The 12,340-nt window shown below is 60.0% G+C and carries 7 protein-coding genes and 7 pseudogenes; 6 read left to right on the top strand and 8 right to left on the bottom strand.

Annotated elements, in window-relative coordinates:
• Positions 1-110: 110 nt before the first annotated feature.
• Positions 111-660, top strand: a pseudogene (locus tag CIT37_RS05110) (transposase); the annotation flags it as partial.
• Here CIT37_RS05110 and CIT37_RS05105 read toward each other — a convergent pair.
• The 5 genes and pseudogenes from CIT37_RS05105 to CIT37_RS05085 form a co-directional block, all read right to left on the bottom strand.
• Positions 648-899 (bottom strand): annotated as a pseudogene (locus tag CIT37_RS05105) (transposase); the annotation flags it as partial. The pseudogenes CIT37_RS05110 and CIT37_RS05105 sit on opposite strands and share 13 nt — an antisense overlap.
• Before the next feature lie 552 nt (positions 900-1,451).
• Positions 1,452-2,498: a D-alanine--D-alanine ligase family protein gene (locus CIT37_RS05100; protein ID WP_011090946.1), complete on the bottom strand. Its 1,047-nt coding sequence runs from the start codon at positions 2,496-2,498 to the stop codon at positions 1,452-1,454.
• Positions 2,489-3,352, bottom strand: coding sequence for a 7TM domain-containing protein (locus CIT37_RS05095; protein WP_014498636.1), 864 nt, complete (start codon positions 3,350-3,352; stop codon positions 2,489-2,491). Before CIT37_RS05095 ends, CIT37_RS05100 begins: the two co-directional genes overlap by 10 nt.
• A complete protein-coding gene (locus tag CIT37_RS05090) occupies positions 3,349-4,971 on the bottom strand; it encodes a gamma-glutamyltransferase family protein (RefSeq protein WP_014498635.1) in 1,623 nt (540 codons plus the stop codon). The genes CIT37_RS05095 and CIT37_RS05090 overlap by 4 nt, the downstream gene beginning before the upstream one ends.
• Before the next feature lie 7 nt (positions 4,972-4,978).
• Complete coding sequence (locus CIT37_RS05085; protein ID WP_016848546.1) at positions 4,979-6,031, bottom strand: KamA family radical SAM protein; 1,053 nt, start codon at positions 6,029-6,031, stop codon at positions 4,979-4,981.
• Positions 6,032-6,451: 420 nt separating this feature from the next.
• On the opposite strand from CIT37_RS05085, the pseudogene CIT37_RS05080 reads away from it, so the two are divergent.
• From CIT37_RS05080 to CIT37_RS05065, 4 genes and pseudogenes are all read left to right on the top strand, one after another.
• A pseudogene (locus tag CIT37_RS05080) lies at positions 6,452-7,514 on the top strand (IS630-like element ISRj1 family transposase).
• Between the two features lie 6 nt (positions 7,515-7,520).
• Positions 7,521-7,996: pseudogene (locus CIT37_RS05075) on the top strand (helix-turn-helix domain-containing protein); the annotation flags it as partial.
• Between the two features lie 48 nt (positions 7,997-8,044).
• Positions 8,045-9,109, top strand: coding sequence for an IS630-like element ISRj1 family transposase (locus CIT37_RS05070; RefSeq protein ID WP_026192128.1), 1,065 nt, complete (start codon positions 8,045-8,047; stop codon positions 9,107-9,109).
• A 13-nt stretch (positions 9,110-9,122) separates the two neighbouring features.
• Positions 9,123-9,478 (top strand): annotated as a pseudogene (locus tag CIT37_RS05065) (helix-turn-helix domain-containing protein); the annotation flags it as partial.
• Positions 9,479-9,607: 129 nt separating this feature from the next.
• Here the strand turns inward: CIT37_RS05065 and CIT37_RS05060 are convergent.
• Positions 9,608-9,847: pseudogene (locus tag CIT37_RS05060) on the bottom strand (transposase domain-containing protein); the annotation flags it as partial.
• Positions 9,848-9,935: 88 nt separating this feature from the next.
• Between CIT37_RS05060 and CIT37_RS05055 the strand changes: the two are divergent.
• Positions 9,936-11,064 (top strand): annotated as a pseudogene (locus tag CIT37_RS05055) (IS3-like element ISRj2 family transposase).
• Between the two features lie 403 nt (positions 11,065-11,467).
• On the opposite strand, the gene tnpB reads toward CIT37_RS05055, so the two are convergent.
• A complete protein-coding gene (gene tnpB / locus CIT37_RS05050; protein WP_011090953.1) occupies positions 11,468-11,824 on the bottom strand; it encodes an IS66 family insertion sequence element accessory protein TnpB in 357 nt (118 codons plus the stop codon).
• Positions 11,821-12,219, bottom strand: a complete 399-nt coding sequence (locus tag CIT37_RS05045; protein ID WP_011090954.1) for a transposase — start codon at positions 12,217-12,219, stop codon at positions 11,821-11,823. Before CIT37_RS05045 ends, tnpB begins: the two co-directional genes overlap by 4 nt.
• Positions 12,220-12,340: the final 121 nt, after the last annotated feature.

Below are 12,340 nucleotides of genomic sequence, written 5' to 3'. Positions count from 1 at the left end.
GGGAAGCGCAAGAGAGCTATCGCTGAAAGTTGGTGACGGCGGAATCGCAAAGGCGGCACCCCGTGGGGGGGCTTGACGCCTCCACTTCTCCACCGAAGGAGCGATATGCCGTGTCCAACGATAACGTCATCCAGCCGATTCAGCCAGGAATCGTTGACGATCAACTCACAGAAGTCTTGCGCAACGGGGCACGTGCCTTCTCGCCAAGGCGGTCGAGGCCAAAGTCGCAGACTTTCTCGGCCAGCATGCCGATTTGAAGACCGCGGACGGCCACCAGCGCATCGCGCGCCACGGTCACCTGCCGGAGCGCGAGGTGATGGCCGGCATCGGTCCGGTCGCCGTCCGCCGGCCGCGTGTACGCGCTCGCGAGGCGGCCGCTACCTGGGCGCCGGTTCTCTCCGTCGATGCTGCGGCCAACATGCGCCACTCCAAGTCGATCGAGACACTGCTGCCGATCCTTTACCTGAAAGGGATCTCGACCGGCGACTTCTCCGAGGCGCTGCCGGCGCTGCTCGGCAACGATGCTGGCGGGTTGTCGGCATCCGCGATCGGCCGGCTGCAGGACGTCGGATTGACGAGCACGCCGCGTGGCAGAAGCGCGATCTGTCGGCGAAGCGCTACATCTACATCTGGGCCGACGGCATCCATTCCAAGCACCGCCCGCACAGCGCTTCGTCAGACAGATTGTGCATATGTTTGAGGATGAACAGCCCGGCCACGAGCCTCGTTGGCAGCGGCGGCTGGCCCGGCCCGGTGCGACACACCGAGCTGAAGCGCTTCGCCAGAAAATCCCAATCAATCTCCGCCGCAAGCCGCACCAGCGGATGACGAAGGTTGATGATCGCATCCAGAGAAGCCCGAAATAGGTCGTCCTGGCGATCGTCGCGCGGCTGACTCACGGCCCGTTCTCCAACAGCGAATCTTGCCGTCAAAGGAATCACGATCCACCAAAATCCGGTATCCCAAAACGCAAGAAACCGACCCTCCCCCCGGCTTTCTTGCAAAATCGAATACTTGCTCAGGTTAAATCATCGCGACGTATCAATCGCTTCCGAATTCTTCACGGGCGGCTAGCGAAGAATTTGAGGAGCTGATCTCGTCGCAGCGTCTTGCGAAAGATGACGACTCCTGAAACATCCGAGCCATGCACCTTGCCAGTCTCCCGGCGCACCAACTGTAAAGCTAAGATAACGAGGCAGTCGGTACCGGTCGTTATCGCGGTCTGCATATGTCGCCGCATTTCCCGCCAGGTCCTTTCGCGCACGCAAGCCGTTTCCGCCCATCCCTCCGGAAGTGCCGGCACCAACAACCCGAGCGCACAGCTTCAGCGATCGTCTGCATCATCAGTTTCGAGTCCGGCAGGAAAACCGCCCTCCATTTGCCTGTGCAAACATCGCTATTGTTGCTCCGCCGAACCATACGATCGACAAAAAGTGACAGCTCTCAACACACTACCCAGCGGCATAATAAATCCGCTCGCGATTTGACGGTTGTTCGGCCTGGGAAATGCCAGTTCCGAAATACCGCGCGTGGGCGACGTCGAGGATACCGTTGACCAAACTCGAGAAGGTGTACCCGGCGGCTTTCGCGGCCAGGACATAAGACGCGCCGATACCGAGTGCGGCCATCGAGTTGATCTCCAGGACAAAGGGGTGCCCGGAGCGGTCGATCCGGATGTCGACGCGGGCGTAATCCCGGCAGCGGCAGGCGCGGAAGGTCGCAACCGAAATATCCCGCAGTATTGTCGCGAGATTGCTCCCGACCTGCGCCGGGCAAATCTTCTGGGGCTCCACGACCGCCATGTGCATCTTGTCTTCCCAAGTGATAAGACGCGTCTCGCGCTCGCCGAAGTCCTGCTCCACCAGAGGCAACGCCTCAAGCTCTCCGTTTCCCAGCAGGGCAACGCAGATCTCCCGCCCTTCGATGTATTCTTCTACGAGTGCATCCTGCGCATATTGCGTGACGATCACTTCTACGGCCTGTCTCAACTGGGCGGGCTCATATACGAGCTGCAATCCGAAGCTCGTGGATTCATGACGCGGCTTTACTACCAACGGGAAGCACAGATCGCCGGTACTCTCGGTGCCCCTACGCATCACACGAAAGTTCGGCGTCGGCACGCCGCAATCGCGGATGAGCTGTTTGGTAATGGCCTTGTCGAGCGCCAGTGCGTGCCCGAGCGGGCTGGAGCCGGTGTACGGAACGCCAGCCATCTCGAGCATGGCCGGAACGTGCGTGTAGCGGCACTCGCCCTGAATTCCGTACGCCATGTTGAAAACGATCCCTGAAGGGCGGGCTTGCGAATCGGGTGGCATGAACCGCTCAAGCGTCGCGAGCAGTCCTTTATCACCTTCGCACAGCAGCGTGTCGTGGTTACCCTCTTGCAGTGCCGCCACCACGCTTTCGACCGTCTTGCGGCCGTATTTCTCCGGGCAAGGTTGACCGAAGTGGTTGATCACGCCCCTATGATCATCGTTCCACACGACGGCTACCCGCATGAGCTGCTCCCTGTATGTTGCCGGCTTTCACGTTCATTCGCCTGGATTTGGCAGATCGAGAGGGACGGCTCGCCTGGAGTGCCCGCGCCCCAAGGCCAGGCGACGAGCGGGTTCACTCCTTCCAACAAGCGGAAATCGAGATACTTGTTGATTAGCAAAATGCACCCGGCCTGCACCAACAGCAGTTCCGGGAATCGCAGGAAGAGTTCCAACGTGCCTGGCAAACTCGATAGAGCCACGATGATGAGGGCGGCCAACACCGTCGTGAAGGCGCGCCAGATCGCTTCACGGACTCCATTTTGGTCGAGCACTTTTGCGAAGCTTTCGCAGGTCAAACACAAGGCGATAACCGGAAAGAACGCAATCTCACGAAGCCAGGCGATATGCCACCATTCCCCCGCGGTCAAAGGCGCAAACAGCAGCGCTGCCGCCAAGCTCAACAGCACAGCCACTCGCGCGTAACTGTGGTCTGTCTTGAGCAGCGGCCGCAAGGCGACAACGACGAGGAGTACGAACAGCAGGAAGGCAAGGCTGATCGGGATGCTGACGGTATCGAAAGCCATCGCCAACAAGATCGGCCGAAGAAGCCCCAGCACCCTGACGCCAAGAGTGAGGCGAAAGAGTACGACGAAGACAGCTCCCAAGGAGACGAACACCACGCTCTCGGCTGACTTGTGGAACTGGGCCGGTAACTCTGTGAGCGAAACAAAACTCGCACTGATGGACGAAGTCGATAGCATCGGCAGTTTGGCGAGCGCTACGCCGAGCGGCAGGACAAAGAGGCCCACGAGCAACCAATCGGTCTTTGGCGCGGCGTCCGCCGAGGCATTCTTATTTCTGCACGTTTCACTCAAGAGAGCACCTCCACCAGGCCATCACGCCGGGGATCGGCAGCGCCTTTCGCGCTTCCGTCAGTCATGAGTTGGAGCGCGTTGACCGAACCCATCGCAAAATTGAGTCGTGATTTGACGATTGGGATGCGGTTACGGGCGCGCAATCTTGCCAACAGGGCATTGCTGGCTGCCGGCCGCTCGATCCAGACTTTGCGACCGACCAGTCCATGTACGCGAGGCGCCGCCACAGCGTCCGTGATATCCAAGCCCAAGTCGATGACTCCACTTAGGACATGGAGAATTGCCGAAATGATCCGTCGACTGCCGGCGGCGCCCAGTGCCAGGAGCGGGCGGCCGGTGGCGCCCTGTAACACCAGCGTTGGGGCCATGTTCGAGCGCGGTCGACAACCTGGTCCGAGCTCATAGGGGTGAGAAAGGCGGGGACACGTGCACAGATAATTGTTGTAGAGGAAACCCAGATCCCGGTGTGCCACCTTGGCGCCGAACACCGATTGGATAGACTGTGTCAGCACTACAATGATGCCATCTCGATCGCAGACCGAAAGATGGGTCGTATCGCCCGGTTCTTCGGCACTGTCGGTCGCGAGCTCTTTGGTACTTTGCGGCGCCAGGATGCTATCTGCGACTTGCCGCGCGTAATCTTCGCTCAACCGCCCTTGACGCGATTGCGGAATGAGATCATCGGGCAGCAACGGGCGGAGCTCCCGCTCGCGAAAGACGGCGGATGACGCGAGCGCGATCGCTTCGTGCCAGCTATCGTCGGATGACTCCGAGTTTGTCGCTGATATCTGCGCGATGATGTTAAGTGCAAACAAGAGTTGCAGTCCGCCGCTAGGCGGCGGGATGCTGAGAATCCGATGGCCGCGATAGGACGTCGAAACCGGCTCCACCTGTGCGGGCGGACCGCAGCTTGCTAGATCTTCTTCGGTGATGAGACCGCCGGCCGCTCGCATATCGGCTGCGATCTGCCGGGCAATTCCGCCGTGATAGAAGTCCTCGGTGCCGAAATCGGCCAACCGGCGAAGCGTGCCCGCGAGCTCCGGTTGTCGAAACATGTGGCCGATTTCCGGTGGCAGACCGTCTTGGAGAAACAGCTCACCGGCCGGCGATGCTCGCAGATCATCGGCCACCCATCGGGCTTGTCGGTGCTGCAATGGCGTGATCGGATAGCCTTCTTCCGCAATGCGGATCGCTGGCGCCATCACAGTTTCGCGGCTGAGCACGCCGTATTTCCTGTGCGCCCAGTCCAGCGTCGCGGGAGTCGATGGAATCGTGCAGGAGCGATACCCGCGCCGCTGCTGGCCCGCTTTGATCGTGTCGAGCGAAGCGGCTGCGGGCGCACGGGAATGTCCGTCGATGATCCGAATTCGATCATCCGCAAAACGGACGAGCAACACGGTCTGCCCGCCCAGACCCGATGCACTGGGTTCGCACACGCAAAGCGCCCAGGCGGCGGCCACAGCGGCGTCGATCGCGTTTCCGCCGGCGCGCAGGATTTCCACCCCGGCTTCGGTAGCGTTCGGGAAAGCCGTCACCACAGCCTCGTGGCGCTGCCCTACGGAAGCGGCAGGGCCGTCGAGCTCCACGCGCTCCAAGTTGGGCATCAGCATCGCGCGCATTTCGATCTCAGCCTTCGGGCAAATCGTCCAACCAGCAGGCGCCCTCGACGTGCCGCCGGGAAAAGACCTTTCCGAGTTCTTCGGGAATCTTGTTTTGATGATATCGCATATACACGCGGCCATCGGCACCAAGGTCGAGAACCTCGATCTTCCCCGTGTAATGGGACATGATGTATTTGAACGTCTTCTGGATACCGCTGAGACGTCGGTTGATGCCGCGCGCGATCTCTATACCGCGCCGCAGCGAGACCTGAAAGTGCGATGCGCCTTTCACCGGCCTGCCTTGAAAAAGATAATAAGGGCGGACGCCCATTTGGTGACACTTTGCAAAGGTCGCCGCCAAGATTTCGGGATCGTCGTTGACTTTCGCCAGAAGCACGGACTGATTCAGAAACTGCACGCCCTGTGCGCGTAGCGCGCGAATGTTGCGCTCCGCATCGACCGAGATCTCGCCGATGTGGTCGAAATGCGCGACGATCACTGCGGTCTTTCCCGCTTCACTGATCCGCCGGAACAACGCCGGGAGTGCGGGATCCTCAAACCGCCTGGGTGCGAAGGCGACTATTTTTGTGCCGAATCGAATTGACTCCAAGTGCGGGATCGGTAGCAGATGATCAAGAATCTTGCCGAGCTTAGCGGTGCTGAGCACGAACGGGTCGCCTCCAGATAGCAGCACGTTCGTCATCTCAGGATGGCCGGCGATATACTGCGCGACCCGGGCGAAATCGGGCGCGATCTCATCGGAGTCCTTGCCGACGATGCGTTTGCGAAAGCAGTAACGGCAATAGGACGCGCAACGGTCCGTTACCAGCAGCAGACCGGTCTGCGCGTATTTGTGCTGAAGCCCGGGCACGACGGTATTGTCATGCTCGCCGCTGGTGTCAAGACTTCCGGGACTCTTGAACTCAGCAATTGTGGGCTCTACAATGTATTTAAGCTGGTCGTAGTAGCCACTGTTGGTGATCTGATCGCGATAAAAATTTGTGGCGTGATACTGCGTGATGTTGTTGGCTTGCAGCTCACTCTCGGTAATGGCGCGCGCGCCCTCGATGAAATTCATGACCGCGGTGTGCGGCCGCAGGCCGTGCGCGATAGGCCGTGATGAGGTGCGCAAACCCGCGCCTCCGGGGTTGTCAGCATGAACAACTCCTTGTTGATCTTGTGATGAGGACGGTATCTCGACCACCGGACGTCTTCCGGTGGCGACGCGAGCTTGCGCAGATCGGCCTAGCATCTTGTTCGTCATAGCTGATTCTCCCCAGCGCGTGGACCGGAACTGATCCCCGGGCAAAGTCTGGACTAGCAATTGATGTGCCACCAGAGACTCTGTGTAGTTAAGCTTCAATGACAATAGGATGATGCGTCTCTTCTGCGCAGCACGAGACGCAGAGTCGGGTTGCCGACATTGTGTCACCAGCCGGACGCGAGTGAATACTAGTACCCACTTTTCTTGGAACGTGAGTCGTGATTCAAGGTCGGGATGATACCCGAAGCAAGAGAAGTCCACCTTTCGAGGAAAGATCGCAAGGTGCTTGAGGCGTGCTGTCGCTCACCGGTGACGTTGCAGCGCGATTTGAAGCGGGCGCGGATAGTTCTGTTGGCGGCGGATGGGCGCAGCACCCGGTCGATCGCCAAGGAAGTTGGGGTCCAGCCGCGGATTGTCAGCCTTTGGCGGCATCGCTATGCCGACCATGGCCTTGAAGGGCTGCAAGACAAGCCGCGGCCTGGCAAGCAGCCGATCTATACGAAGACGACCGACAAGCGGATTCTGAAGCTGCTGGATAAGCCGCCACCGCAAGGGTTTGCGCGCTGGACCGGCCCCCTGCTGGCCGAGGCGCTGGGCGATGTCGATGTCCAATATGTCTGGCGGTTCCTGCGCAGCCACAAGATTGACCTGGTGGCTCGCAAGTCCTGGTGCGAGAGCAACGACCCGAACTTTACGGCCAAAGCCGCCGATGTTGTCGGCCTCTATGTCGCGCCGCCGGCGAAGGCCATTGTGCTGTGCGTGGACGAGAAGCCCTCGATCCAGGCTTTGGAGCGAGCGCAGGGTTATCTGAAGTTGCCCAATGGCCGCGCCTTGACCGGCCAAAGCCACGATTACAAGCGGCATGGCACCACAACATTGTTTGCGGCGCTCGAAGTCGCCACCGGAAAGATCATCGCGACCCATTCAAAACGCCGGCGCCGCGTCGAGTTTCTCGATTTCATGAACAGCGTCACCGCGGCTTTTCCGAACCGCAAGCTTCACGTCATCCTCGACAACCTCAACACCCATAAAAAGAACGAGGACTGGCTCAAGGCCCACCCCAACGTGCAATTTCATTTCACGCCGACAAGTGCGTCATGGCTCAATCAGGTCGAAGTATGGTTTTCCCTTGCAGGGGCAGTCGCTCAGCGGCACCTCCTTCACGAGCCTCAAGCAGCTTCAGGAACACATCGATGCCTACGTCAACGCATACAACGACAGAGCCGAGCCCTTCGTCTGGACCAAGAAAAAGGTCCGTCAACGCCGTTTCAAAGGCCGCCGTATCACTCAGCTCTGATTCCGGGTACTAGAAGGATTGCGCGGCGAGGAGAACATCTCCGAGCTTTGTCGCCGAGAAGGCATTGCCGCCTCGATCTATTACGGCTGGTCCAAGGAGTTTCTCGAGGCCGGCAAGCGCCGCCTGGCCGGCGACACGGCACGAGCTGCGACCTCCGGCGAGGTGAAGGACCTCCGCCGGGAGGCCGGCGCCTTGAAGGAGGCCGTCGCCGATCTGACGCTGGAGAACCGTCTGCTCAAAAAAAGTATGAACGGAGATGGGGAGGACGAGGCATGAGGTATCCCGCCTCAGAGAAGGCCGAGATTCATCCATTTGGTCGAGCAATCGCACCTCCGGCCAAGCGCACGCTGGACAAGCTCGGGATCCCGCGCGCCACATTCTATCGCTAGCATGATCGTTACCGCGAGGGCGGCATCGCCGCTCTGGCCGATCATCGGTCTCGACCAGACCGGGTCTGGAACCGCATCCCGGACGATGTGCGGGGCTAGTACCCACTTTTCTTGGAACGTGAGTCGTGATTCAAGGTCGGGATGATACCCGAAGCAAGAGAAGTCCACCTTTCGAGGAAAGATCGCAAGGTGCTTGAGGCGTGCTGTCGCTCACCGGTGACGTTGCAGCGCGATTTGAAGCGGGCGCGGATAGTTCTGTTGGCGGCGGATGGGCGCAGCACCCGGTCGATCGCCAAGGAAGTTGGGGTCCAGCCGCGGATTGTCAGCCTTTGGCGGCATCGCTATGCCGACCATGGCCTTGAAGGGCTGCAAGACAAGCCGCGGCCTGGCAAGCAGCCGATCTATACGAAGACGACCGACAAGCGGATTCTGAAGCTGCTGGATAAGCCGCCACCGCAAGGGTTTGCGCGCTGGACCGGCCCCCTTCTGGCCGAGGCGCTGGGCGATGTCGATGTCCAATATGTCTGGCGGTTCCTGCGCAGCCACAAGATTGACCTGGTGGCTCGCAAGTCCTGGTGCGAGAGCAACGACCCGAACTTTACGGCCAAAGCCGCCGATGTTGTCGGCCTCTATGTCGCGCCGCCGGCGAAGGCCATTGTGCTGTGCGTGGACGAGAAGCCCTCGATCCAGGCTTTGGAGCGAGCGCAGGGTTATCTGAAGTTGCCCAATGGCCGCGCCTTGACCGGCCAAAGCCACGATTACAAGCGGCATGGCACCACAACATTGTTTGCGGCGCTCGAAGTCGCCACCGGAAAGATCATCGCGACCCATTCAAAACGCCGGCGCCGCGTCGAGTTTCTCGATTTCATGAACAGCGTCACCGCGGCTTTTCCGAACCGCAAGCTTCACGTCATCCTCGACAACCTCAACACCCATAAAAAGAACGAGGACTGGCTCAAGGCCCACCCCAACGTGCAATTTCATTTCACGCCGACAAGTGCGTCATGGCTCAATCAGGTCGAAGTATGGTTTTCCATCTTGCAGGGGCAGTCGCTCAGCGGCACCTCCTTCACGAGCCTCAAGCAGCTTCAGGAACACATCGATGCCTACGTCAACGCATACAACGACAGAGCCGAGCCCTTCGTCTGGACCAAGAAAAAGGTCCGTCAACGCCGTTTCAAAGGCCGCCGTATCACTCAGCTCTGATTCCGGGTACTAGATCATCGACCTGGCGCTGGAGTTACCTGAGCTGTCGCCACGCGAGCTGGCCGTGCGGTTCACCGACGAACGAAAGTACTTTGTATCCGAGGCGTCGGTCTATCGGCTGCTGAAGGCGCATGACCTCATCACCAGCCCGGTCTATGTGGTGATCAAGGCCGCGAACGAGATCAAGGACAAGACGACGGCGCCGTCGCGCACCGGCCAAGGCTTCTCAGCGACAATGGTTCGAGTTACGTGGCGGATGATCTGTCCGAGTGGCTCGACCAGAAGGGCATGCAGCACGTGCGCGGCGCTCCGTACCATCCTCAGACCCAGGGAAAGATCGAGCGCTGGCATCAGACGCTGAAGAACCGTAAGCGACGTTCGCGTCCCATTCGCAAAGGTTTGGCGTGGGGATTGCAGTCTGTTGATCAACGTGTTTGCAAATCGTTGGCGGGGGGTATGGAGGCGGCAACGACGGAGAATTACGAGGTGCGGCCGAACGACCAGCTCGTCGATCCGGGACTGCGGGTGACCGGTTGCGATCGCTTTGAGCGTCGCTTTCATCCAGACGTAGGGCTCCACGCTGTTGATTTTGCAGGTGGCGATGAGCGAAGCTATGCGCGCCCATGAACGACCACCTTCGTCGTGACCAGCAAATAAACTATTTTTACGCGTCAGAGTCAGCGGCCTGATTTGATTTTCGACGGGATTGGTGTCCAACTCAACGCAACCATCGTCGAGAGAGCTGGCCCCGCAAATTCGGACAGTAGCTTGAGTGGATTTTCTGCCTGACAGCGGCGAGGATTCTTGCTGCGAATCAGGAGCGAAGATGACGAAGAAGAGCCGCCGGACGCATTCTCCGGCATTCAAGGCGAAGGTTGCTTTGGCTGCGGTCAAAGGAGACAAGACACTGGCGGAGCTGGCGCAACTGTTTGATGTTCATCCGAACCAGATCACGATCTGGAAAAACCAGCTCCTGGAAGGCGCCGCCGGCGTGTTTGGGCATGACAAGACATCGGCCGAGACGCCGGTCGATTTGAAGGCGTTACATGCCAAGATCGGCGAGCTGGCGTTGGAAAACGATTTTTTGTCCGGCGCGCTCACCAAGGCGGGCCTGCTGAGCGCAAAGCGATGATCGACCGCGGTCATGATCTTTCTATCGTGCGCCAGGCGAAGGTCCTGAAGCTGGCTCGCAGCACGGTCTACTATGAACCTCGGCCAGTTTCGGCCGAGGACCTTGCCTTGATGCGTCGGCTCGATGAGCTGCATCTCGATTATCCCTTCGCGGGAGCGCGTATGCTGCGATCGTTGCTGCGGCGGGAGGGGGTATACGCCGGTCGCCGCCACATCGCGACGCTGATGAAGCGCATGGGGATCGAGGCGGTCTATCGTCGCCCGAACACGAGCAAGCCGGCTCCGGGTCACAAGATCTACCCGTACCTGTTGCGCGGATTGAAGATCGAGCGGCCCGACCATGCGTGGGCAATGGACATCACCTACATTCCGATGCGGCGTGGCTTCGTCTATCTCGCGGCGGTCGTCGATGTGTTCAGCCGACGGGTCCTGGCCCATCGCGTCTCGATCACAATGGAGGCGGCCTTCTGCGTCCAAGCGGTCCAGGAGGCGTTGGCGAAGCACGGCAGGCCCGAGATTTTCAACACGGATCAGGCAGCCAGTTCACCAGCCTCGAGTTCACCGATGTGCTGCTGGACGCGAAGATCGCCATCAGCATGGACGGCAAGGGCGCCTGGCGCGACAACGTGTTTGTCGAGCGGCTCTGGCGCACGGTCAAATACGAAGAAGTTTATCTCCGCGCCTACGACAGCGTGTCCGAGGCGCGAGCGTCAATTGCCAAGTATCTGGCCTTCTACAATCAGGGACGCCCTCACTCGAGCCTTGACGGGCGCACGCCCGACGAGGCTTACTTCGGCACGCAAGCTATGGTGATGGCCGCATGACCGTCGCCGACGATTTTGTCGTCGCTCTGGTCGGGCTACGCCCTCCCGACGCAACGACAAAATCGTAAAGCCCCGCGTTCAGCATAACCCGGCAGGAATCCACTTAAATCCAGCGGGGCGCTGTCCAAACAACCGGGGCCAGCTCTCTCGTACTCCTTCACGAGCAGTTCGAGGCGTTCGACGCTCTCTTTGGACGCAGCCAGTTCACTCTCGACATGAAGGCGCGCCGAGCATTCATCGTCTGCGCGACGACGCTCGGCTTCAATCATCGCTTCCTGCGCGCGGAAGAGCGCGCGCAAATCGGCGGGCAGCGCTGCAAGACGGGCGGGATCAATGGGGGACGGCGGCACATCCGCAAGCTATCATCCCAAAGCCCCGCGCGAAACAGGTTGTCGGGTCTGAGTCAGTTCGCCGCAGCTGGCGTCGCGACAATCCGTTCGCCCACTCGCTTCCAGTTCAGCCCTTCAAACAGCGCTTCGAACTGCACGCGCGTCAGATGCATGACGCCGTCGCTGATCTGCGGCCACTCGAAACGACCATCGCGGCCAAGGCGCTTGTAGACCAAAACGAGGCCCGTGCCGTCCCATAGCAAAATCTTCAGCCGGTCGGCGCGCTTCGAACGAAAAACCACGATCAGGCCCGAATGCGGATCGAGCCCAAGCGTGTTTTGCACAAGACCGGCCAGCGCGTCGTGCCCGCACCGGAAGTCAACAGGACGCACAGCAAGCACAATCCGCAGTCCCTGCGCCGGAATGATCATGCGCCGCGCTCGATCGCAGTCACGATCTCCGCGATCCGCACCGCCGACACGTCCGCATCCAGGCGGACCGAAACCTTGCCAATCGTAATCTCGACGGGCCCCTCGCTCTTGCCTGACGCCACTGGATCGCTCAGCTCGATCGACACGAAATCCGCCGCGTCGTCCGTGACCAATGCGAGCCGGCCAGCACGCGCCAATCTGCGCCACGTCGTCAACTGCTGGGCCTTCACACCATAACGCCGTGCGACATCACATACCCGGGCGTCGGGCTTCATGCTCTCGAAAACAGCGCGCCCCTTGATCTCCGCAGACCATAACCGGCATCCAGAACGCGTCCGGCGCGTAAGCTTCCCCACAAAGCCATCAGCTTCGGCTTCCTCCCCCGATTGTTCCATCGCCTTCAGTCTCCTCTCGGCTCTCTGACAAGCCAAGGATCGCAGAGCGAAAGCCGAAGCGAAACCAGTCAATCAAATGGGAGAAAAGCTCCGCTTACAATTTTTGCTCGTTCAGACCGAC

This window comes from Bradyrhizobium ottawaense (assembly GCF_002278135.3).
GTDB lineage: Bacteria > Pseudomonadota > Alphaproteobacteria > Rhizobiales > Xanthobacteraceae > Bradyrhizobium > Bradyrhizobium ottawaense.
The sequence above is the reverse complement of the archived record's forward strand: the minus strand, read 5'-3'. Positions and strand labels throughout refer to the sequence as shown.